We start from the raw sequence: 23,174 nt of genomic DNA, 5'->3' as shown, positions 1-23,174 counted from the left end.
TAGTTTGCAAATATCTATAGTGTTTGGAATTGTAATGTTACCTAAATGTTAACTTTTAGGCGTTTCATATTTTTTGATGTGAAATATTTTTGAAAACAGAAAACTGTAAAACAAGGTTAAAGCTTAATAAGTTAAGGTGCATAACCCGAAAAGACCGACCGAAACTAAAAGTTTCAGGCAGTCTTTCCATACTCTAAACTAATTCTGTTTTTTTATTCAGCAGTCCATAGTGCACCCCAAGTAGCATAATCTGTTCCTGTTCCGTTTGTGGCTCCTGATATAAAATCAGTTTCTTCAAATGGAACTTGTGTGTCGTTTTTCATGGTAAGGGTAACGTCAGTAAATGTGACATTTGTAACCTGTAAATTACCATTTATTACGCCATTTCCTGTTGGATTATCCCCTAAATCACCATCTAAATCAAAGCCCTCTCCATAACCTTGAATAAGTATATTGTTAAAAATCCCTTGTGTTCCAGCTCTTAAACGAATGGCTTCGCTATCTGGATCATTGGCAGTTCCTAAACCGATAATTGTTAAATTGGTAACCGTTGGTTTTGAGTAATAACCGCCTTCATTACTAAAGTCTGTGTTATACCCATCGGCTTCAATGCCTTTGTCATGCTCAAAACCATGTTTAATATAGGCATTTGTAATGGTTCCCGTATAACCTTCAGTCCAATCAATAGAATCGTCTTGGGCGTTAATCACGGATACATAGCTTACGTTAACCGTTCCGCCAAAAAACTCAACACCATCATCTTTTCCTTCATAGGCTTGAATGTACTCAACAACGGTTTCGTTTCCAACACCATAAAATGAAAACGCGTTATTTTCAGATTGACCGTCTGCCGCACCACCGGAATATTCTACACGCATATGACGTAACGTTCCAGAGGAATCATTACTCATATTTCCACCGTAAGGTAAACTAGCAATTTCAGATGTTGATGTTCCAGAACCTGTTACGGAGTTAATAGGCGCTTTACCTAAAATAATTAATCCACCCCAATCTCCAGCAGCTGGCGATGGCGCATTAGATGTCATGACAATTGGATTATTTGCCGTTCCAGTTGCAATAATTTTTGCGCCTTGGGAAATAGCAATATATACATCAGCTCCTGTAGCTTCAGCATAAATTGTTGCACCTTCGTTAATGATGAGATTCGTTCCTGAAGCCATGATTACAGGGCCGCTAATACGGTAGCATTTGTTAGCTTCTAATTCTAAATCTGACGTGTACTCGGCAGCTGGAATAGTGGTACATAAATCGTTCGTATTGTCATTACCATTGCCATTGTTATTTACCACACTGCTACTGTCATTAATAACAATATCTGCGGTGTCATCTGATGAGCAAGAGAAAAGCATGGTTACAATTGCTAATCCTAAAATTACATTGTTTTTCATTGTGTTTTTGTTTAATTAATTTCTATTGTTAAAGTGATTGTTAAAATGTGTATTTAAGTTGTAAGCTTATATCCATGCCGCGTTTGTAATCTGATACGCCTTTGCCATTTGCTGAATTAACCACAACATCTCCTAAAGTGGTTTCTCTAATATATGTAACGGTTGGATTTAATAAATTCATGACACTTAAGTTGACTTCAAACGTGTTGCTAAATGTGTTTTTCCAAATAAAATCTAGCGTTGGAACACCCTTTTCAATTACATTTCCTAATTGTCCAGAACCTAAAGCATCAATTCTGTCCGAGAAGTATGAGAATACTAAATTGGCAACGGGTTTGTAGTTTTTAAATGTTGGAGAATAACTAATATCTGCATTCAGTAAGAAAGGTGAGGCACCTTGAAGTTGGTCTTTTGTTCTATTAAAACTCACATCGTAAAAATCGCCATCAATACGCTCATACAAATCTTGAGTGGTGTACATATACGTGGCATTTAGTCCAATAGATAAATCGGTGTCATCATTTTCATTGGTTATCAAATTTTTTCTGACTTCCAATTCAATGCCGTAAACATTAGCTTTATCACCCGTTCTAAAATAACGTTGTGTTCCTGTAGCATCCGCACCAACAACTAAATTAATAGGGTCTTTAATAATTTTTGTAAAAGCGCCAAGCGATAAAATTTCACTTTTGCTGAAAAACCATTCGTATTTTAAATCCAAATTATAAATTTTAGAATAGCCTGCTTCTAGCAAATCTGGATTTCCACCAACACGAACTGAAATATCTTCGTAAACAAATGGAGCTACTTCTTTAAACTCTGGTAGGGATGCTGTTTGGCTGGCCGAAAACCGTAAGTTTTGGTCTTTATTCAGGCTATATTTAATATTTAAGCTTGGCAAGAATAAGTTATTTTTGGAAGTAATTTCATCAGTGCCTCGTAATCCTAAATTTATTACATCAAAAGCAATAGTTTGCTCAATAGATTCTAAACGGACACCTGGAACAAACAACCAATTATCGCCTGCTTTAATTTCGGCATTTACATAACCTGCATAAATATCTAATCGGCCTTGGTAGGTGTTTTCTGGAAGTCCAGGTCTGTTGGTGTTGGTGTATCCAGGAATGGGTTTAATTACTTTTATTTCATAAAGTCCACCGCTGTTTTCATTAACTTGAAGATTATTTAATGAAAATATGCTGTTGAAATTATTGACATCCGTAACGGGATAATTACCTTGAACAATATCATAACCATAACGAATGTTATTAAAATTACGCGTTTTGCTTTTACCATTATAACCAATATTTAATGTGAGTTTTTCGGTAGCTTGATAAGCGAAATTTAAGTTTCCGTTATATTCATCATCGGTAATACTTTGAAAGTAACGTTGATTATCATAATCCACATTGCTATAAAAAATTGGGTTTGTATTGGGATTGTTATCAAAAGCTAAATGGTAGTTTTCTAAACTGATTCGTTTACGGTCTGGCTGATCGGCATTTACATAATTATAGCCAAACCCCCAATCCACTTCAATTTTTCCCGATTTATGATTACCTAATAATTGGTTAACAAACATTTTAGTTTGGTCAAACTGTACATTCATTTGGTAGAAACCTTCATCTGTATTTTGAATGGCATCTCTGTTTCTTCCATTTCCATTGGTGCCAAAATACCCAACAACATCGGATGCGTTATTAATAAAAACCGAGCTGTATTTAACGGAATTGGCATCGTCTATTTTGTAGTTTACGTTTGCCATAGCTGTTGTTGTTGTGCCATATTCATACTCTTCAGCACTATCCACAAAGGCTTTTTTCTCGGTAAGCGTAAAATCTCTTGTAGTTCCTTGGCGGTATTCAAAATTGTTTTCAAAAGAACCGGTAGCAAAAATGCTTAAGCGCGAACCATTTTTAAAATGAAACGATGTTCCAGTAGAAGCACCATAGCTTACATTTATAGGTGTTCCAGCAGAAACAGGATCGATACCATGGGATAATACCACAGCAAACGGGTTGTGATCATAGCGACCATAATATCCGAAATACCCAGTTCCTTCGCTTTTCACAAAATCTTTATCAATGGCATTGGTATTAAAACCACTTCCCATATAAACATCTAAAAACCCATTTCCATTGTAGTCTTTAGAGTTGATGTTGACATTTCCCGCCGAAAAATCACCATAAAAACCAACCGCATAGGCTTTACTGATAGAGACGTTTTCAATAATATCGGAGGAGAACAAGTCTAAATCCATGTTTTTCTTATTCACATCATTGGATGGAAGCGATAAACCATTCATGGTAGTGTTTAAGTAACGATCGCCCAATCCACGAACATATACGTTGCTGGAACCTTCCTGTTTAGAAACCCCTGATATTTTGGCAACAGCTCCTGCCGCATTGCTCACGCCTTTACGTGATAACTCCTCGGCGCCAATACTTTGTTTAATTTCAACGGCTTTTTTCTGTTCCAATAATAAAGCTACTTCACTTTCTCGTTTGGTTGTAGTTGTTATAACAACTTCATCTAATAATGCTGCGTTTGCAGCCATAGGTAAATTTATTTCAGTAACCTTTCCGGCAATTATAGTTGCTTCTACCTCTTGAGTTTCGTAGCCAACAAAACTATAAACAATGGTGTATGTGCCAACTTCTAAATTGTCTATTAGATATAAACCATCCATATCGGTTGTAGTACCTTTTGTAGTTCCTTTAATTAAAACATTGGCAAAAGGAAGCGGCTCATTGCTATATTCTTTGTCAGCAATTTTGCCAGCTAAGGAACCCGTATTTTGAGAATAGGTTATTAGCGTTGTAAATAATAGTAGATTAAGAAGTAAATATTTCATGTGGTTTTTTACAAAATTTCTTACGGCAAAGAAACTGTAGAGATGTAAATTCACGGTTAACTAGGTATTAAACCTGTATCATAAAAACATTACCTAAAAGTTATGAGATTTTCTAAATAATCTGATTTCGAAACGGTTTCTTAACATTGAAAAAATACTATCTTGCAAGTCAATAGATTTGTACAATGAACTGGGAACAATTATTATCATTAAAGCGTTTTGGCGATACGAATAAACGCTTGCGAAAAGAGCAAGATGAAACACGTTTAGGTTTTGAAGTTGATTATGATCGTATCATATTTTCTTCAGAATTTAGAAGTTTACAAGATAAAACGCAGGTTATTCCCTTATCCCAAACAGATTTTGTTCACACACGATTAACCCATAGTTTGGAAGTCAGTGTGGTTGGAAGAACACTTGGACGACTAGCAGGCAAACAGTTAATTGAAAAATATCCACATTTACAAAATATTCATGGCTATCAACCAAACGATTTTGGTGCTATTGTAGCCGCTGCCGCTTTGGCTCATGATATTGGAAATCCACCTTTTGGACATTCAGGAGAGAAAGCCATAGGTGAATTTTTTAAAACAGGTGCAGGCAAAACATTCCAGTCGGAATTGACTGATAAAGAATATCAAGATTTATGTGATTTTGAGGGCAATGCCAATGGGTTTAAAATCCTAACGGAAAGCCGTATTGGTCGCGAAGGTGGTTTACGTTTAAGCTATTCTACGCTTGGTGCTTTTACAAAATACCCTAAAGAATCCTTGCCTAAAAAGCCAACTAAACATATTGCCGATAAGAAATATGGCTTTTTTCAAGCAGATAAAACCGCTTTTGAAGATGTGGCAAGTGAGTTGGGTTTAATTACGAGGAGAACGGATGATAATATAAGCTATGCTAGGCATCCATTAACCTTTTTGGTAGAGGCAGCTGATGATATTTGCTACACCATAATCGATTTTGAAGATGGTATTAATTTAGGTCTTATTCAAGAGGAGTTTGCTTTGGAATATTTAATTAAATTGGTTCGAGATAATATACAAACCAATAAATACTACCAATTATCAACTACCCAAGACCGCATTAGTTATTTACGAGCATTGGCAATAAATACATTGATAAATGAAGCCGTTTCTGTATTTATTGAAAATGAGGAAGCTATTTTAAATGATACCTTCCAAACTGCCTTATTGGATAAAAGTAAGTATGAAGCACAAATTACCGATATTATTAATATTAGTATTAAAAACGTCTATCAATCCAAGGAAGTTCTAGAAAAGGAAATAATGGGATACCGTGTTATAAATACATTATTGGAAACTTATGTGTCTGCTGTTAACAATGCTCATAATGGCACAGCTTCCAATTACGATACATTAATTTTAAACACCTTATCCGAGAGTATCAATATTCAAGAAGATTTAATTTATAAACGACTTTTAAATGTTTGTAATTATGTAGCGTCTTTATCAGATAGTCGCGCAATTCTAATTTATAAGAAAATAAAGGGAATGGCTTTTTAGTAAGATAAAACTTTCAAAATCAGCTATTAGTCGAAATTATTTGCATATTAACGATGTGTTTTTTATATTTAGCTTATAAAATTAATTGAACTTAACTAAAATGAGAAAAAATATATTAGGTGCTATCGTTATATTTTTTGTAACCTTTGCTAGTTTATTAGCCTTAAGTGAGTTATCAAATAACAATGATTCTGACATTGATTCAACCCAATTCTACGCAGAAGATTACTAGTTTACATCACCATAATTTTTTAATACAAAGGCTCTAATTTTTTTAGGGCTAATGCCTGCTATATCTTCTAGCTCTTCTACAGAACCTTGTTCAATAAACTGATCTGGAATACCCAATACTTTCAGCGTATTGTTATAATTAAATTGCGATTTAAATTCGGCAATCGCACTTCCAAATCCACCTATAATGGTTCCGTTTTCTACGGTAATAATAGTTTCGTATTTGTTGAAAATAGTATGCAATAAATCTATATCAAGTGGTTTAACAAACGCCATATCGTAATGGGAAATGGATATATCATAAATCGCTTCGCATACGTTGTTGGCGACGCTACCAATACTTAAAATCGCTATTTTTTCACCTTGTTTTAATTGTTCGCCTTTGCTCATTATTACGTTTTCAAAAGGTACTTGCCAATTTACATTGTTTCCTCGACCTCTTGGATATCTTATAGCTAAAGGATTTGAAAGTTTTCCGAGCTGTGCCGTATAAAGTAAATTTCTTAAGGTAATTTCATTTCTTGGCGCTGCAATAATCATATTCGGAATACAACGTAAATAGGCTATATCAAAAACACCATGATGTGTGGCGCCATCTTCACCAACCAAACCAGCACGATCTAGACAGAAAATAACTGGTAAATTCTGTAAGGCTACATCATGAATTATTTGGTCGTAAGCACGTTGTAAAAAAGTAGAGTAGATGTTGCAAAACGGAATCATACCTTGGGTGGCCATACCAGCTGCAAGTGTTACGGCGTGTTGTTCGGCAATACCAACATCAAATGCGCGATTGGGAAAAGCATCCATCATATATTTTAAGGAACTTCCAGTTGGCATAGCAGGTGTAATACCAACAATTTTATTGTTTATTTCTGCTAATTCTACCAGGGTTAAACCAAAAACATCTTGGTATTTTGGAGCTTGTAAGGTGTTCGTTTTAGCAGGAATATCTCCCGTAACAGCGTCAAATTTTCCAGGCGCATGATAAACCACTTGATTTTCTTCAGCCTGTTTTAAGCCTTTGCCTTTAGTTGTGATTATATGAAGGAATTTAGGGCCTTCAATGGTTTTTAAACGCTCTAATTCTGTTATCACTTTAAAAATATCATGACCATCAATAGGTCCTGAATAATTAAAATTTAAGGCTTCAAAAATATTATCTTGTTTTTGAGTGCCCTTTTTTACGTTGGTTAAATATTGTTTTAATGCACCAACACTTGGGTCTATTCCTATGGCATTATCATTTAAAATAACGAGCAAGTTGGCATTGGTAACGCCTGCATGGTTTAAACCTTCAAAAGCCATTCCGCTGGCAATGGAGGCATCACCAATAACGGCTATATGATGCTTTTTAAAATCACCTTGAATTTGTGCTGCAATAGCAATGCCTAATGCTGCCGAAATAGAGGTAGATGAATGTCCTGTGCCAAACATATCATAGATACTTTCAGACCGTTTGGGAAAGCCACTAATGCCATGTAGTTGGCGGTTGGTGTCAAAATTGGCTTTTCTTTCCGTTAGTATTTTATGAACATAAGCTTGGTGTCCAACATCCCAAATTAATACATCATCTGGTGTATTAAATACATAATGCAAGGCAATAGTTAATTCCACAACACCTAGACTAGCACCTAAATGGCCTTCTTTGGTAGCCACAATATCAATAATAAATTGACGTAATTCTTTAGCTAAAACAGGTAGTTTATTTTGATTTAATGCGCGTAAATCTGCTGGATTATTAATTGTATCGAGAATAATTGAATTCATTTATGAGGAATATGTTGTAAAATTATTAAAATAGCCCATATATTTTTATTTTTTCTGATTATTTAGAATAATTACTCATAGTAACTTCCTTATATTTGATGAATTAAATTAAAATCTCTAATTTTTAATTCTGAAAAATGAAAAATAACTACGCAAAAAAGTTGCTTTTTTTAGCCGTTTTGGTGTTCGCCAATTTGGTTTATGCGCAAAGTAACTTAATGGAATCGAATTACGCCTCTGTAATTCAAAATTATCTGAATCAAAATAAAGAAAAATACGGCTTAACAGTAAGTGATATTTCAGATTTATCAGTAGATAATGAATTCCTTTCAAAAAACAACAAAATTACGCATGTTTATGTTAATCAAAGGTACCAAGGTATTCCGATTTTAAATGCTCTGTCAAGTGTTGCTATTAAAGGGAATGCTGTCTTTTATTATGCTAATAGATTTACAGGTAATGTTAATCAAAGAGTTAATACAACATCTCCACAATTAACGGCAAAACAAGCAATTCATAATGTTGCGGCACAATTAAATTTGGGCGCTGTACAGGGTTTAGATTTAATTGAAAAGAATAATAATATCTACCTGTATTCAAATGGTTCTGTTTCTCAAACTACCATTCCAGTTAAATTAGTGTATTTTCAAAACGAAGCAGGAAACTTAACCCTTTCATGGGATTTAAGTATTCATACTTTGGATGGTGCTAATTGGTACAGTGTTCGTGTTGATGCAATTACAGGTGAAATTATTAATCAAAACGATTGGATTTTAGCTTGTGATTTTGGTGATTCCCAACATGAGAATCACGGTCATGCTTCAAATCCTGTAGTTCAAGTGGAATCTAATTTTACATTATTTAAGAACGCTTCTTTTATGGCTGATGGTTCTCAATATAATGTGTTTGCGCTTCCAGTAGAAAGTCCAAACCATGGTAATAGAACTTTGTTATCTGAACCAGCTAACCTTAATGCTTCTCCTTTTGGATGGCATGATACGGATGGCATTTCTGGTGCGGAGTTTACCAATGCACGTGGAAATAATGTTTGGGCCATGGAAGATAGAAATGGAAATGATGGTTTTGGATATTCTCCAAATGGAACAGCTACACTAAATTTTGACTTTCCGTTAGATTTTAATCAGGAGCCTGAAGGGTACCAAGATGCATCCATAACCAACTTATTTTATATAAATAATGTGATGCATGATATATGGTATCAGTATGGTTTTGATGAAGCAAGCGGAAACTTCCAAGCTAATAACTATGGAAATGGTGGTGCAGGTAATGATTATGTTCGTGCTGATGGGCAAGATGGTAATGGTGTTGGAAATTCTATTAACAATGCCTTTTTTGGAACACCACCAGATGGTTCTAATCCAAGTATGCGTATGTTTTTATGGTCACCTGTTGCAGGTTTACAAGATTTAGTTACTGTAAATAATAGTGCTGTAGCTGGAACATATACAGCCGTTAATCCAGCAACCGCAGCACCAAACAACATACCAGGAATTGGCGTGACACCTGTTACAGCTGATTTACAATTAGTTAATGATGGCTCTGCAAACCCAGCAGAAGGCTGTAATCCTATTGCAAGTGTAGCCGGTAAAATTGCCGTAATCAGAAGAGGTACATGTCCTTTTGTAGATAAAATTCAAAATGCGCAGGATGCAGGTGCTGTTGCGGTTATAGTTATTAATCATAACAACCCAACTAATGATCCAGATTACGTTCCGTATGTAAACATGGCAGGAGAAGCAAATCCAGTATTCTCAATTCCATCTGTATTTATGAATTTTGATGATGGTGAAATTCTACTAGCAGCAATGCAAACAGAAACCGTTAATGTTACTTTGCAAGGACCAAGTCCTTTTATGCTTGATGGCAGCTTGGATAACATGATTGTAGCACATGAATATGGTCATGGTATTTCAAATCGTTTAACAGGTGGGCCTAGCCAAGCAGGTTGTTTAACAAACGAAACTCAGATGGGTGAAGGTTGGTCTGATTGGTTTGCTATGATGATTACCTTACAAGGAACTGAAGACTATGCTGCTGGACGTGGTATGGTAACTTATGCTTCTGGGCAAGGCGTAAATGGAATAGGTATTAGAAATGCTAAATATGCAACTGATTTTTCTGTAAATGGTTTCACGTATGGAGACACCAATAATACGGCTCAAGTGTCACAACCACATGGTATTGGCTTTATTTGGGGCACGATGTTATATGATTTAACGGAGGCTTATGTTTCTAAATATGGTTTTGATGATGATATTTACAATGGAACAGGCGGAAATAATAAAGTAATGCAATTAGTAATAGATGCACTTAAATTACAACCTTGTAACCCTGATTTTATTGAAGGTCGTGATGCGATTTTAGCTGCCGATATGGCAACTACTGGAGGTGAAGACCAATGTATGATTTGGGAAATATTCTCTAATAGAGGTCTAGGTGTTAATGCATCTGGTGGTAGTAAATTTAGTAGAACAGATCAAGTTGAGAATTTCGATATGCCTCTAGAAACAGATCCTACGTTACAAAACTGTACTAGCTTAAGTGTGGACGAATTTAAACAAAGCGATTACAAAGTGTATCCAAACCCAACAAATAATAACTTGTTTATTAAAACGAATAAGAGTTTTGGTCAAGTAACTATGACTATTACAGATATTAACGGAAGACAGGTTTACAGTCAGAAAGTTGATTTATTTGGAACAGTTGAAGTTAACATGAATACACTACAATCTGGTATTTATATATTAAACATGAAAGGCCAGAATATTGATGCTAACCATAAAATTATTAAAAACTAATAATTTTTAAACGATATTTTAAAAAGGCAACTAGTAATTTAGTTGCCTTTTTTATTTTTGTAAAATGGAGATACGTTTTGATGATGCTTATTTTATGAGGAAAGCCTTAATGGAAGCTGAAATAGCTTTTGATAAAGGCGAAATTCCAGTTGGTGCTGTTATTGTAATTGATAATAGAGTTATAGCTCGAGGTCATAATTTAACCGAAATGCTAAATGATGTTACTGCTCATGCCGAAATGCAAGCCATTACAGCCGCTGCAAATTTTTTAGGTGGTAAATATTTACACAACTGCACATTATATGTTACGTTAGAGCCTTGCCAAATGTGTGCTGGTGCATTGTATTGGAGTCAAATAAGTAATATTGTTTATGGCGCTCGTGATGAAGAACGTGGTTGCATAAACTTACAAACCAAACTACATCCTAAAACACTTATAAAAGGAGGTGTTTTGGCAGATGAAGCTGCTTTATTATTAAAGCGTTTTTTTATTGAAAGAAGAAATTTAAATTAAAACTTATTTCGCTTTTGGCTTTCGCGCATTTTATCTAGATTTTCTTGTGTAAGCATGTAGTCACTCATTTTCTTATCTTTCCATCGATACCAAGAAAAGAGCGGAAAAACGATAAAAAACAAGCCTAATACGCCGCCTCCAACTAATTTAGGAGCGTATTCTAAATCCAGTATTAAACCACAAATAATAGCAGTTAATGAGGTGATTAGTAAAACTATAATAATGTATTTCATAACTAATTAGTAATATTAATAAGTTTAGTTCGGTATGCGGTTAATAATTTTGATTTAGATACAAATCCATAATATTTTCCGTCTTTAATAACAGGTAGGTTCCAAGCATTCGTGTCTTGAAACTTTTGCATAACCATTCTCATATTATCAATCTTATAATCAATATAGCCTGGAGGTAAATGCATAAAAGTTTCAACCGAAGTAGTATTGTACAATGCTTGATCAAACATAATATTCCTTATATCATCTAACAAAATAATACCAACAAGGTTGTTGTCTTCGTTTATAACAGGAAACATATTTCTATTCGATTTGGCAACACCTTCATGAAGCATCTCTCCTAGAGACATGTCCGGACGAAGCGCTATAAAGTTCTTTTCAATAACACTATCAATATCCATAGATGTCAGCACATTTTGATCTTTATCATGGGTAAGCAAATCACCTCTTTCAGCTAATTCTCGGGTATAAATAGTATGTTCCATATAGTTTTTCGTAATCATATATGAAATGGCTACGGTAATCATTAAGGGAAGAAATAAAACATATCCACCGGTAATTTCAGCAATTAAGAAAATGGCAGTTAAAGGGGCGTGAATAACACCTGCAATAAGTCCGGCCATTCCAACCAATGTGAAGTTTGATTCAGATACCTGATGCCCGAAACCTATATTGTTGATTATTTTAGCCACGACATTCCCCAAAGCACTTCCCATAACCATAGTTGGAACAATAACACCTCCAACTCCACCTGCGGCAAATGTCGTGGTCATAGCAATAGCTTTAAAAATAGTAAAGCCAATTAATAAGACAATTACAACCCAAATGTTATCAAGATACTTGTCAAAAAAAGTAGAACCCAATGCATGGAGGTAATTTCCATCATAAAGGTCTCTGGTAAAGCTTAAACCTTCACCGTAAAGCGGCGGAATAAAGTAAAGCATAACACCAATTGCAAAACCACCGACAAGTAGTTTCGTGAATTTGGATTTAAATCGATCAAAAAATGCATAAACAGCGAAATAAATTTTAGTAAAGTAAATGGAGCCAATGGCCGTACCCAAACCTAAAATGATATAAAAAGCGGTATCTCTAATGGTAAATTTATCAGTAACTGTAAAATCGAAAAGCACCTCATCTCCTAAAAAGAAATACGAGGTTAAAACCGAAGAAATAGAAGCAATAAGCAAAGGTAATAATGAAGCAAAAGTTAAATCCAAACTGAATACTTCAACAGCAAAAACAATAGCTGCAATAGGTGATTTAAACATTGAAGCTATCGCGCCAGCAGTAGCACAGGCTATTAATAATGTTCGTGTCTTTTTATCAATATGCATCAATCTACTTAAATTAGAACTGATGGCCGAACCAGACGTAATAGCTGGACCCAATAAACCAACAGAACCACCAAACCCAACGGTTAATGGCGCCATGATTATTGGATGATAGATTAACTTATAGGATAACAGTCCTTTTTGTCTTAAAAGCGAATATAAAAGCGATGGCACAGCACGTTTAATAAAAGGAGGGACAGATGGCGTCATGGCTTTTTTAAACACATATTTTTTTAATAAATAAACCAGAAATAAACCTATAAATGGTAAAATAAAATAGAGTTGATTTTCAGAAAAAACAATTCCCTTGTCTAAAAACAGTTGAATAGAATAGGTGATGTTTTTTAAGGTTAAAGCAGCGATACCTGTAGATAAACCAACAAAAATACTTAACAATAAAACAAAGTTTTTTTGAGAGATATATTTATACCTCCAAATCATAGCGTGTTTTATGGCCGATTTAATATTCATTTATTGTAGTAATTCCGCTTTTGTGACTAGTAAATCCTCTAAATATATTTGTCGTAAGGTTTCCACATACGGTCTTTTGTTATAATAGCCTTGTTTGAATTGTTCAATAGCCGTATTGATTAACGTTTCTGATAAAGCTATATTTCCTGTTTGCTGGGCTATTAAAGCTAAATAATAATTTGCGTCGGCACTAATGCCTCGACCGTGCTCTAGGCGTTTTTCAAAATTATATGTCGCTTTATCAAAATCTCCAGATTCGTAATAGGCAATGCCACGATATAAAAATGCGGTAAGCTCTACCCAGTCTTCGCCTGACTCTTCTATTTCTTGATTAATGTATGTGTCAAAATAAAAAATAGAATTATCATAATCCTTTAGGCCTAAATAGGCAATGCCTCGCCAATAGTCTACACTATGACCTTGCGGCTGATCCACAAAATTTGGTGTTAAGGTATCAGAGGCATCAAAATCGGCAATGGCTTTTTTATAATCTCTATAAAACCACAAATATAAATACCCTCGCCAAGGAATACGGGTCACAGAATCTAATGGAATAGCTTTATCATATTGTTCTTTCCATTTATGAGGTATACCTCGTTTTAAATACGCAACGGAAAGTTCATAAACTGCTTGTTCATACGTAGAATCTATTTCAATAGCGCGTGCAATACCGTTAATGCTACCAGCTGAACCTTGTCCAAAATTGGTAACACCAAAACTGTAGGCTTCTTCGGCTTTCTCACGCTTTGATTTACATGAAAACAGACAAAGAACTACAAAGATACTAAGGGATAATTTCCGTAATCTCGCCATTTTCTATTCGATAGGATATATACATATAGGAATCTCTAAAATCATCATGTACATAATTTGGATTCCATATTTTAAGTTCTGTTGTAAGTTGAAATAATTGGTCTACCAACCGTTTGTTAAAGGTTTTAGGATGTAGGTCTAAATCATTTTCATGGATAACATAACGTCCAGCTTCCCCTTTACAATTTATAACAAATCGGATGTTTAAATATCCTGAATCTGTGTAATTCTCGTTTTTATAATTTGAAAGAATAAAGGTGCGTAAACCATTTTTACCTTTGCTATAAGTTGCGCGTTCTGGATTATAATATTGTAAAATATAGTTTTCATTGCAAACTTCAAAACCGTTGCTTAACAAAGCTGTTTCAGGTTCAATATACTCAACGGCATGTGTATATTTTTGTTCAGGTACAAACTTATAATTAAACACATAATAGGCATAACCATATAAAGCAAATAAGGCAATGGTAAGCCCTAAAACAACATACATAATAATTTTAAAAACGCGTTTCCACTTCATTAGTTAAAACTACTAAAAAAATTGTCCCGATAGGCTATCGGGACAAATTATAAATTTTAAGATTTTAAGTTCAGCTTTAAACTCAATTCTTCTAGTTGTTTATTGTCTAGTGGCGCAGGCGCATCAATCATGACATCACGTCCTGAATTGTTTTTCGGGAATGCAATGAAATCACGAATGGTTTCTTGACCACCCAAAATAGCAACCAATCTATCCAATCCAAATGCCAAACCACCATGTGGGGGCGCACCATATTGAAAGGCATCCATTAAAAAGCCGAATTGGGCTTTAGCTTCTTCTTTTGTAAAACCTAAATAATCGAACATTAAGGCTTGGATTTTTTTATCGTGAATACGTATAGAGCCACCTCCAATTTCGTTTCCGTTTAATACCAAATCGTAAGCATTGGCTTTTACTTCGCCAGGATTGGTTTCTAATAGTTCTAACTGTCCAGGTTTTGGTGATGTAAACGGATGGTGCATGGCATGGTAACGCTCCGTTTCGTCATCCCATTCCAAAAGTGGAAAATCCATAACCCAAAGTGGTGCAAATTCATTTGGTTTACGCAAATCTAAACGCTCTGCTAATTCCATACGTAGTGCGCTTAATTGTGTACGCACTTTATTTGTAGGTCCAGAAAGTACACAGACTAAATCCCCAGGTTTAGCTCCTGTTTTTTCTGCCCATTTAGCTAAATCGTCTTGGTCAAAAAATTTATCTACTGATGATTTATACGTGCCATCATCATTACAACGACTATATATCATGCCTAAAGCACCAATTTGCGGGCGTTTAACCCAATCAATCAGTTTGTCAATTTCTTTTCTCGTATAACTATTTCCACCAGGAACAGCAATACCAATTACTAATTCGGCATCATTAAAAACACCAAAGTCTTTATGTTGAGCAACATCATTTAACTCGCCAAATTCCATTCCGAAACGAATATCTGGTTTGTCATTTCCATATAAACGCATGGCATCATCATAAAGCATGCGTGGGAATTCTGAAATTTCAACACCATTCACTACTTTTAAAAGGTGTCTGGTTAAACCTTCAAAAGCATTTAAAATATCTTCTTGTTCTACGAAAGCCATTTCGCAGTCAATTTGTGTAAATTCGGGTTGTCTGTCAGCTCGTAAATCTTCATCTCGGAAACATTTTACAATCTGAAAGTATTTATCCATACCACCAACCATTAACAATTGCTTAAAGGTTTGTGGGCTTTGCGGAAGTGCATAAAATTGCCCTTCATTCATCCTGGAAGGCACCACAAAGTCACGAGCACCTTCTGGCGTTGATTTGATTAAGTACGGTGTTTCCACTTCTATAAAACCTTCTTTTGATAAGTAGTTCCTAACCTCTTGTGTCACTTTATGACGAAAAATCAGGTTGTTTTTAACGGGATTACGACGAATATCTAAATAGCGATATTTCATACGAATATCTTCGCCTCCATCCGTTTTGTCCTCAATAGTAAAAGGTGGTAGTAAAGATTCATTTAAGATATCCATTTTGGATACTAATATTTCAATATCACCTGTTGGGATATTGGCATTTTTAGAAGCGCGCTCAATAACGGTTCCTGTAACTTGAATAACAAATTCACGCCCTAATTTCTGTGCTTTTTCCATCATGGCTTTTGGTGTGCGTTCTTCATCAAAAACGAGTTGAGTAATACCATAGCGGTCGCGTAAATCGACCCAAACAATAAAACCTTTATCGCGTGATTTTTGAACCCAACCAGAAAGGGTTACTTCGGTATTGGTATGTGATGCTCGTAATTCACCACAGGTATGACTTCTATACATAAATTTGTTGTTTTTATACCTAACAGGTATATGCGGATGCAAATTTAAGCAAGTTAACCGATTATCAAATAAAAAAAGCCTCAACATTTGTTGAGGCTTCCCGCTATTAGCCAATCTTTTATTTGAGGGTACAAGAATTGGCCTTAAATATTTTCTGTTTTTGTTGTTTTCTTCCGATACCACATTTTTAATTGCATGGATAAAAAGAATAAAATTGGAACCACAATCAAGGTTAAAAATGTTGCAACTAGCAAGCCGTAAATTACCGTCCATGCTAATGGACCCCAAAATACCACATTATCTCCACCCATGTAAATATTTGGGTCTAATTCACTAAATAACGTGAAAAAATTGATATTTAACCCAATTGCTAATGGAATTAATCCTAAAATAGTTGTAATAGCCGTTAGTAAAACTGGACGTAAACGTGCTTTACCAGCTCTTACAATACTTTCGAATAAATCTTCTTTACTCAAATACTCATGGTCCTCTAAATCTAATTCGTGTTTCTTTCTGTCAATTAATAATTGCGCATAATCGAGCAATACCACACCGTTATTTACAACGATTCCAGCTAAAGAAATAATACCAACCATGGTCATCATAATAACGAAAGCACTTCCCGTCATTACAATACCACCAAATACACCAATCAGGCTTAAAAATATGGCGAGCATAATAATGGTTGGTTTAGAAATGGAGTTGAATTGAAATATTAAAATAAAGAAAATCAATCCTAAACCTGTACCAAATGCACCCATTAAAAATGCCATTTGTTTATTTTGCTCTTCAATTTGACCGGTATAATCTATGTGAATGTCTGCTGGAAGATTTTTGTAACCCTTCATTTCATTCTGAATTTGCTTAACAATGGCGCCCGCATCGGTATAGCCTGGGGACAAGGCTGAATAAACGGTAACCACACGTTTAGTAGCCTTATGTTTTATAGCGCTAAAACTAGAGTTGTTTTCATGTTTAGTAACCGCAGATACAGGAATACTTTTTAATTGCCCAGTGTTATCTCTAAACGTGATGTTTTGGTTAAATAAAGCACTGGTATTGTAGCGGTTTTCTTCATTAAAACGCACGTAAATATCAAAATCATCGCCATCCTCTTTATAAATACCTGCTTTGGTTCCGAAAATAGAATTACGTAATTGTTGGCCAACTTGAGTGGCACTAATACCTAATTCTCCTGCTTTTTCTCTGTCAATAATAACACGCATGGATGGCTTATCTTTATTCACATCAATTTTCAATTCGTCAATACCCGAAATATTTTTAGTATTAATGAATTCGCGCATGCTTTCAGCGGTATTAATCAGCTCATCATAGTCATCGCCTTCAATTTCAATATTAATTGGAGATCCAGCTGGTGGTCCATTGGCATCTTTTTCAACAGAAATAAGAACACCAGGATAAATGCCAACTAATGCTTCTTGAACTTTTTGACGCAGCAACTCACTATCTTCACCTTGGCGATATTTATACTCGCGCATGGATGCTGTAATTTTTGCTTTGTGTGGCATTTCAGCCGATGACCCACTATCTGTTTGTGGATTTCCTGCACCTTCACCAACTTGTGAAACCGCACTTTCTACCATGTAGTTATAATCACCATCACGGTATTGTTCATCATTAACTACGGCGTAAACGCGCTTCTCAATTTCTTTGGTTATGGCATTTGTTTTTTCAATAGCTGTTCCTTGTGGATATTCTATATAAACAATAATTTGATTTGGCTTATTGTCTGGAAAAAATTCTACTTTGGTTCGTTGTGTAGATAATGATATCCCGAAAGCCACAAAAGAAAAAACTAAAAGCACAAAAGTTCCAATGGTTAAACCGTATAAACGCCATCCAGATAAAGCCCAGCGCAACTGATTTTCATACCAACGCTCTAAACGTACCAAGGTTTTAGTTTGAAAGTTGTTGGCCCACTTACGAAGGAATAATCTATAAGCCCACTGCATTATAGCGGTGAAAATCATTAGTGTTCCTAAACCGCGATATTCGCCACCAAAAATAAGTATCAAAATACCGAAACCTGCTATTATAGACGTGTTACGGATAATTTTTTTAAGTTCCATATCTTTATCTTCGGTACTCATAAACTGCGAGACTAAAACCGAATTAAAGAAAATAGCAACAAATAAGGATGAACCTAGAACTACGGAAAGTGTTATGGGCAATATCATCATAAATTGTCCCATAATGCCTGGCCATAAACCTAAAGGTATAAATGCGGCAACCGTTGTGGCTGTAGAAATAATAATAGGAAAGGCAATTTCGCCAATACCTTTTTTAGCCGCTTCAATACGGCTCATGCCTTCCTCGTCCATTAAACGATACACGTTTTCTACTACCACAATTCCATTATCTACCAACATCCCAAGACCCATAATTAATCCGAAAAGAACCATGGTATTTAAACTTTGGCCTAAAAGGTTCAATATCATAAGAGATATAAACATAGACATAGGTATGGCAAACCCAACAAATATGGCGTTCTTAAATCCTAAAAAGAACATTAAAACCAGAACGACTAGAATCACACCAAAAATAATGTTGTTTACCAAGTCGTCCACTTGACCAATAGTTACTGGCGATTGATCATTAGCGATGCTCACCTTCAAATCCTGTGGAAACTTATTGTCAATGGCATTTTGAACAATAACTCTAATTTGTTCAGCAGCATCAACCATGTTTTTTCCAGCACGTTTTTTAACGTCTAGCATAACAACAGGTTCACCAAACTCACGCGCATATGTTGTTTTATCTTCTTCGTGAAATGTTACTGTTGCTACATCTTTTAAATACGTGGCTTTACCTTTTTCTGCTTTTACTACAAAGTTTTCTAACTCACTTGGTGTTTCTATTTCACCAAGGATACGAATGGTTCTACGCTGACCACTGGCTATTAAGTTTCCAGCAGACATGGTTACGTTTCCGTTATTAATAGCGCCTATAATATCGTTAAAAGTAACATCGGCAGCCATCATTTTATAAATATCTACGGCAACTTCAACTTCTTTATCTTGAGCACCACGAATATCCACTTTCTTGATTTCTAATAAATCTTCTATCTCATCTTGAAGTACTTCGCCATATTCTTTAAGTTTTTCAATAGGATAATCGCCCGAAATATTAATGTTTAAAATGGGCATTTCTTCAGAAAGGCTTAATTCAAACACATCAGGTTTTACCTTGGCACCATTGGACATTGGCCAATCCTCGCCTGCCGTTTTGGTGTCTATTTCATCCTTTACCTTTTGTTTGGCTTGCTCAACGGTAAGATTTTCATCAAATTCCACAATAATCATGGAGAAATCTTCTTGTGATGTTGAGGTTATTTCCACCACATTACTAACGGTTTTTAGTTCGTCCTCAAGTGGGTCTGTAATAAGTTTTTCAATATCTTCTGCTGTATTTCCAGGGTATATTGAGCTAACATATATTTTAGTTTCGTTTACTTCAGGAAAATTTTCACGAGGCATTTCAAAAAATGCAGCAACACCTAAATAAAACATCACTAGAATTAGGACATACATGGTGGTCTTGTTGTTGATTGCCCATGATGATAAACCAAATTCTTTATCGACTTGTTTTTTCTTTTTAGTCATTAGTTTCTTTTTAGTTGTTAGTGCTTTCAGTTTGCATATCTACAACTCTAACGGTTTGACCATCTTTAACACTTCTAGCGCCTTCTTGAACAATTTCAGCACCATCTTCTATGCCTTCTAAAACCTCAATAACGTCTCCTTGTGTTTTTCCTGTTTTTATAATAACGCGTTTAACGTCTCCTTCACCATTATTGTTTTTATTAGAAAGAATATAAATGTACTGCTCGCCATCTGCATTTTCAGAAATAATACTTTGTGGAATTAGTAAGGCCTTTTCACTTGTATAATCGTTAATTTTAAGACGCGCTGTTAAGTTTGGTTTAATATTATTGTCCTTATTTGGCACACTCACTTCTACTTTAAAGGTTCGGTTCGCAGGATTAATATAATCGCCAGCTTGACGCACTTTAGTCTCAATGGTTTCTCCTAAAATTGGAAATTCAACCGTAACATCTTTGCCTTTTGTTACACTGCCAATATAGCTTTCAGGAATATCCGTTTCTATATACATATTATCTAGATTTACAATACGCATTAGTTGACTTTGTCCTGCCATAACCACACTTCCTTGTTCGGTAATGATATCGTCTATGGTACCAGAAAAAGGTGCAGTAACCGTGGTTTTTGAAATTTGTTGTTTTAGTTGATTCACTGCTTCTGCTTGCGATTCTGAAGAAGATTTAGCCTGTAAATATTGGATTTCACTGCCAATATTCTGATCCCACAAACGCTTTTGACGTTCAAAGGTTGTTTTGGCCAAATTTGCTTGAATTTCTAATTGTGCTAGTTGCTGACTTAAACCACCATCATCAATTTTAGCAAGAATTTGTCCTTTTTTTACCTGCTGACCTTCCTTTACATAAACCTTGGTTAAAATACCATTGTATTCTGGCGTTACAACTAATAAATCTTTAGTGGTAACATTACCTTGTATTTCTAATTGGTGCTTGAAAACCTCCTCTTTTGCCTTAAAAGTAGTTATTAAAGGTACTTTTTTAATAGTATCTAGTTTTGCTATTTTTTCATTTAATAAGGCCATCTGGTCATTAAGCTCTTGTTGCTTGGTATCAATTTGCGAACGTCTTTCTTTTAATTCAGATAAATTGTTTGATGCTAAAACAGCATCAAGCGATTTTTCATTTTTACTGCCACAAGACGATATGATAAGGGCAAGAATAATTAGGATTTTTATATTTTTCATGATTTTATTGTGATGGATTGGCTTAATAATTTAGTGTGTTTAGTACGGTTTCTAGTTCAGATTTTTTGGTAATAACATTAAACATAGACTGCAAATATTCTTGTTGAGCCGTATACAGTTGTGTTTGTGCTTGCCTTAAATCAAAACTAGACGCTATACCTTCAAAAAATTTAGTTTGGTTCTTTTCTTCAATGCGTTCTGCTAAATTTAAATTCTGTTGCTTGTTTTGATATTCTTCAATGGCAAACTGGTAGTCACTTTTTGCAGCTGATATTTGAAATTTTAACTGCTGTTCGGTTTCTGTTAGTTCCTCTTGGGCTATTTCTAAATTTATTCGAGCGCGCTGGGTTGCGGCACTCCGCATACCAGAACTAAATATGGGAATGGACATATTTACACCAAAAAGAGAAGACCCATACCATTCTTGATTATTGTTAGCAAAATTAAATTTTTCACCATAACCACTATATCCACCGTTTATAAATGCGCTTAAGGTTGGTAGAAAGCTGCTTTTCTCAAGTTTTAAAAGTAATTCTTGAGATTCCTCTTGATTTTTTGCAATTTGGTAATCAATACTGTTTTCAATATTTTCATCTGCCTCCAAGAGCTCTAATGATATGTTTTGGAGCGTGAGAGTTTCTAAACTATCTATTAGAGAAATGGGCGTGTTTAAATCAATTCCCAACGTAATATTAAATAATTGATAGGCTATATCTTTAGAACGCTTGACATTATTTAAATAGTTTTTTAAACCCGTTAAAGTAATTTGCAATTGCTCCACGCTTTCTTCTTCAGCTAAACCATTTTGATATATTTTGGTAGTTTCAAAAAGATTTTTTTCAAGCACCTCAATGTTTTTATTGACAATGTTCAAGTTTTCTTCGGCTAAAAGCACGTTTCCATACGCGTTGATTACGGCATTTCTTACTTCTAAATCGGTTTTGATTTTAGCATTCTCTGAAATTTCTAGAAACACTTTTGCAGACTGTAACCCAACCAAATACGAGCCGTCAAAAAGTAGCTGACTTAAAGTAGCCGTAGCGTTTATGCTTTGCTTTGGACTAAATTCAACAGGTACAAATGTGCCTGGCGTACCACCTGCAAGTTCTGCTGGAAGTAAGGAAACTTGTTGTTTTATCCAATTTTGGTAATCTACAGCGCCATTTATTTGTGGCAAACCTGTAGCTGTGGTTTCCCATTTTTGTTTTTCGGCAGCTTCAATATCTCTAACAGCATTTTTAACGGATCGGTTATTTATTAAGGCATAATCTATCGCTTCTTGTAAGGTTAATGTACTTGGCGTTTCTTGCGCTATTAACCAAGTGGAAAATAATAGGCTGACTATTAATAGTGATTTATGTTTCATTGTTTGTTTTAGTCTATTTTTATTTTTGAGCTGTCACTTAATATGGTGTCTAATTTGTCAATTCCTTTTTTGGTGCTAATCCCGCGAATATGATATTCTAAATAATTATCCATTAACTGTTTCATGGGGAAATCATTGGTTGGAAATATATCAACATCCTTTAAGCTCATCATGGTATTAAAGTAGAGTCGGGATACAAATTCAACATCAATGGATTCACGATATAGTCCTTCTGATACACCACGAATTAAATTATTTTTTACACAATCTTGCATGATGTGAAATTGATCGTTTTTTAGTGATTCGAAAATTTTAGGATAATATTTTTTAAGTTGGTATTGTGGTGATGATTTTTCATCTTTTAAATGGGTCATGGTGAATTTCTTGATTTCAAAAATTTCATCAATAGGATTTTGATTTAAAGCACAAATACAATCAATACCTTGCGAAATAAATTCAAACATATATAAGGTTGTTGCCTGAACTAATTTCGTTTTCGTTGCATAGTGTAGGTATATGGTTTTTTTCGATACACCAATTTCATTGGCAATATCGTCCATAGTCACGCTTTTAAACCCGTAGTTTAAAAACAAATCAGCCGAACTTTTAAGAATTTTATCTTTCATAATAAGGTGCAAATATATCAAAGGAAACTTTAAAAACCAAAAAAGTTTCC

Annotated in this window: 16 protein-coding genes; 4 read left to right on the top strand and 12 right to left on the bottom strand. The window is 34.9% G+C overall.

The annotated features are described in order from the left end of the window. Window positions 1-212 precede the first annotated feature (212 nt). Together ACN0QX_RS02170 and ACN0QX_RS02165 are read right to left on the bottom strand one after the other, a co-directional pair. Window positions 213-1,409, bottom strand: a complete 1,197-nt coding sequence (locus tag ACN0QX_RS02170; RefSeq protein ID WP_417195294.1) for a multidrug transporter — start codon at window positions 1,407-1,409, stop codon at window positions 213-215. A gap of 40 nt (window positions 1,410-1,449) precedes the next feature. Continuing rightward, the gene (locus ACN0QX_RS02165) at window positions 1,450-4,263 is read right to left on the bottom strand and encodes a TonB-dependent receptor domain-containing protein (protein ID WP_417195292.1); all 2,814 of its coding nucleotides are present in this window, start codon (window positions 4,261-4,263) and stop codon (window positions 1,450-1,452) included. A 185-nt stretch (window positions 4,264-4,448) separates the two neighbouring features. Between ACN0QX_RS02165 and ACN0QX_RS02160 the strand changes: the two genes are divergently transcribed. Together ACN0QX_RS02160 and ACN0QX_RS02155 are read left to right on the top strand one after the other, a co-directional pair. After that, window positions 4,449-5,792 (top strand): deoxyguanosinetriphosphate triphosphohydrolase, encoded by a 1,344-nt coding sequence (locus ACN0QX_RS02160; protein WP_417195291.1) that lies wholly within the window; start codon window positions 4,449-4,451, stop codon window positions 5,790-5,792. Window positions 5,793-5,892: 100 nt separating this feature from the next. Continuing rightward, window positions 5,893-6,024 carry a hypothetical protein gene (locus tag ACN0QX_RS02155; RefSeq protein WP_256476089.1) on the top strand — a complete coding sequence of 44 codons (132 nt, stop codon included), beginning with the start codon at window positions 5,893-5,895 and terminating at the stop codon, window positions 6,022-6,024. Here ACN0QX_RS02155 and ACN0QX_RS02150 read toward each other — a convergent pair. After that, window positions 6,021-7,793, bottom strand: coding sequence for a 1-deoxy-D-xylulose-5-phosphate synthase (locus ACN0QX_RS02150; RefSeq protein WP_417195288.1), 1,773 nt, complete (start codon window positions 7,791-7,793; stop codon window positions 6,021-6,023). The genes ACN0QX_RS02155 and ACN0QX_RS02150 overlap by 4 nt on opposite strands. Window positions 7,794-7,930: 137 nt before the next feature. Here ACN0QX_RS02150 and ACN0QX_RS02145 point away from each other — a divergent pair, with 137 nt between their 5' ends. Together ACN0QX_RS02145 and ACN0QX_RS02140 are read left to right on the top strand one after the other, a co-directional pair. Continuing rightward, the gene (locus tag ACN0QX_RS02145; RefSeq protein WP_417195287.1) at window positions 7,931-10,612 is read left to right on the top strand and encodes a T9SS-dependent M36 family metallopeptidase; all 2,682 of its coding nucleotides are present in this window, start codon (window positions 7,931-7,933) and stop codon (window positions 10,610-10,612) included. Window positions 10,613-10,676: 64 nt separating this feature from the next. Continuing rightward, a complete protein-coding gene (locus ACN0QX_RS02140) occupies window positions 10,677-11,126 on the top strand; it encodes a nucleoside deaminase (protein WP_376858696.1) in 450 nt (149 codons plus the stop codon). Here ACN0QX_RS02140 and ACN0QX_RS02135 read toward each other — a convergent pair. The 9 genes from ACN0QX_RS02135 to ACN0QX_RS02095 all read right to left on the bottom strand — a co-directional run bounded on the left by ACN0QX_RS02135 (window position 11,123) and on the right by ACN0QX_RS02095 (window position 23,124). Beyond that, on the bottom strand, window positions 11,123-11,359 hold the full coding sequence (locus ACN0QX_RS02135; protein ID WP_417195285.1) for a hypothetical protein: 237 nt from the start codon (window positions 11,357-11,359) through the stop codon (window positions 11,123-11,125). The two genes, ACN0QX_RS02140 and ACN0QX_RS02135, sit on opposite strands and share 4 nt — an antisense overlap. A 2-nt stretch (window positions 11,360-11,361) precedes the next feature. Continuing rightward, window positions 11,362-13,164 (bottom strand): chloride channel protein, encoded by a 1,803-nt coding sequence (locus tag ACN0QX_RS02130; protein ID WP_417195283.1) that lies wholly within the window; start codon window positions 13,162-13,164, stop codon window positions 11,362-11,364. Then, on the bottom strand, window positions 13,165-13,977 hold the full coding sequence (locus tag ACN0QX_RS02125) for a tetratricopeptide repeat protein (RefSeq protein WP_248397480.1): 813 nt from the start codon (window positions 13,975-13,977) through the stop codon (window positions 13,165-13,167). After that, on the bottom strand, window positions 13,949-14,497 hold the full coding sequence (locus ACN0QX_RS02120) for a hypothetical protein (RefSeq protein WP_248397482.1): 549 nt from the start codon (window positions 14,495-14,497) through the stop codon (window positions 13,949-13,951). Before ACN0QX_RS02120 ends, ACN0QX_RS02125 begins: the two co-directional genes overlap by 29 nt. Window positions 14,498-14,553: 56 nt before the next feature. Further along, window positions 14,554-16,308: an aspartate--tRNA ligase gene (gene aspS / locus ACN0QX_RS02115; protein WP_417195281.1), complete on the bottom strand. Its 1,755-nt coding sequence runs from the start codon at window positions 16,306-16,308 to the stop codon at window positions 14,554-14,556. A gap of 143 nt (window positions 16,309-16,451) precedes the next feature. After that, a complete protein-coding gene (locus tag ACN0QX_RS02110; protein WP_417195280.1) occupies window positions 16,452-19,931 on the bottom strand; it encodes an efflux RND transporter permease subunit in 3,480 nt (1,159 codons plus the stop codon). A gap of 10 nt (window positions 19,932-19,941) precedes the next feature. Beyond that, the gene (locus ACN0QX_RS02105) at window positions 19,942-21,132 is read right to left on the bottom strand and encodes an efflux RND transporter periplasmic adaptor subunit (protein ID WP_248397487.1); all 1,191 of its coding nucleotides are present in this window, start codon (window positions 21,130-21,132) and stop codon (window positions 19,942-19,944) included. 22 nt (window positions 21,133-21,154) lie between these two features. Continuing rightward, window positions 21,155-22,498: a TolC family protein gene (locus tag ACN0QX_RS02100; protein WP_417195279.1), complete on the bottom strand. Its 1,344-nt coding sequence runs from the start codon at window positions 22,496-22,498 to the stop codon at window positions 21,155-21,157. Between the two features lie 8 nt (window positions 22,499-22,506). Continuing rightward, window positions 22,507-23,124 (bottom strand): TetR/AcrR family transcriptional regulator, encoded by a 618-nt coding sequence (locus ACN0QX_RS02095; protein WP_376858711.1) that lies wholly within the window; start codon window positions 23,122-23,124, stop codon window positions 22,507-22,509. Window positions 23,125-23,174 lie beyond the last annotated feature (50 nt).

Source organism: Bizionia sp., assembly GCF_048259285.1.
Taxonomy (GTDB): domain Bacteria; phylum Bacteroidota; class Bacteroidia; order Flavobacteriales; family Flavobacteriaceae; genus Algorimicrobium; species Algorimicrobium hallyeonense.
The sequence above is the reverse complement of the archived record's forward strand: the minus strand, read 5'-3'. Positions and strand labels throughout refer to the sequence as shown.

Bases quoted from the DNA above. Each gene is read 5' to 3' on its own strand.
- ACN0QX_RS02105 (WP_248397487.1), bottom strand. From the start codon at position 21,132: ATGAAAAATATAAAAATCCTAATTATTCTTGCCCTTATCATATCGTCT.
- ACN0QX_RS02170 (WP_417195294.1), bottom strand. From the start codon at position 1,409: ATGAAAAACAATGTAATTTTAGGATTAGCAATTGTAACCATGCTTTTC.
- ACN0QX_RS02095 (WP_376858711.1), bottom strand. From the start codon at position 23,124: ATGAAAGATAAAATTCTTAAAAGTTCGGCTGATTTGTTTTTAAACTAC.
- ACN0QX_RS02110 (WP_417195280.1), bottom strand. From the start codon at position 19,931: ATGACTAAAAAGAAAAAACAAGTCGATAAAGAATTTGGTTTATCATCA.
- aspS (WP_417195281.1), bottom strand. From the start codon at position 16,308: ATGTATAGAAGTCATACCTGTGGTGAATTACGAGCATCACATACCAAT.
- ACN0QX_RS02120 (WP_248397482.1), bottom strand. From the start codon at position 14,497: ATGAAGTGGAAACGCGTTTTTAAAATTATTATGTATGTTGTTTTAGGG.
- ACN0QX_RS02125 (WP_248397480.1), bottom strand. From the start codon at position 13,977: ATGGCGAGATTACGGAAATTATCCCTTAGTATCTTTGTAGTTCTTTGT.
- ACN0QX_RS02100 (WP_417195279.1), bottom strand. From the start codon at position 22,498: ATGAAACATAAATCACTATTAATAGTCAGCCTATTATTTTCCACTTGG.
- ACN0QX_RS02145 (WP_417195287.1), top strand. From the start codon at position 7,931: ATGAAAAATAACTACGCAAAAAAGTTGCTTTTTTTAGCCGTTTTGGTG.
- ACN0QX_RS02140 (WP_376858696.1), top strand. From the start codon at position 10,677: ATGGAGATACGTTTTGATGATGCTTATTTTATGAGGAAAGCCTTAATG.
- ACN0QX_RS02160 (WP_417195291.1), top strand. From the start codon at position 4,449: ATGAACTGGGAACAATTATTATCATTAAAGCGTTTTGGCGATACGAAT.
- ACN0QX_RS02150 (WP_417195288.1), bottom strand. From the start codon at position 7,793: ATGAATTCAATTATTCTCGATACAATTAATAATCCAGCAGATTTACGC.
- ACN0QX_RS02155 (WP_256476089.1), top strand. From the start codon at position 5,893: ATGAGAAAAAATATATTAGGTGCTATCGTTATATTTTTTGTAACCTTT.
- ACN0QX_RS02165 (WP_417195292.1), bottom strand. From the start codon at position 4,263: ATGAAATATTTACTTCTTAATCTACTATTATTTACAACGCTAATAACC.
- ACN0QX_RS02135 (WP_417195285.1), bottom strand. From the start codon at position 11,359: ATGAAATACATTATTATAGTTTTACTAATCACCTCATTAACTGCTATT.
- ACN0QX_RS02130 (WP_417195283.1), bottom strand. From the start codon at position 13,164: ATGAATATTAAATCGGCCATAAAACACGCTATGATTTGGAGGTATAAA.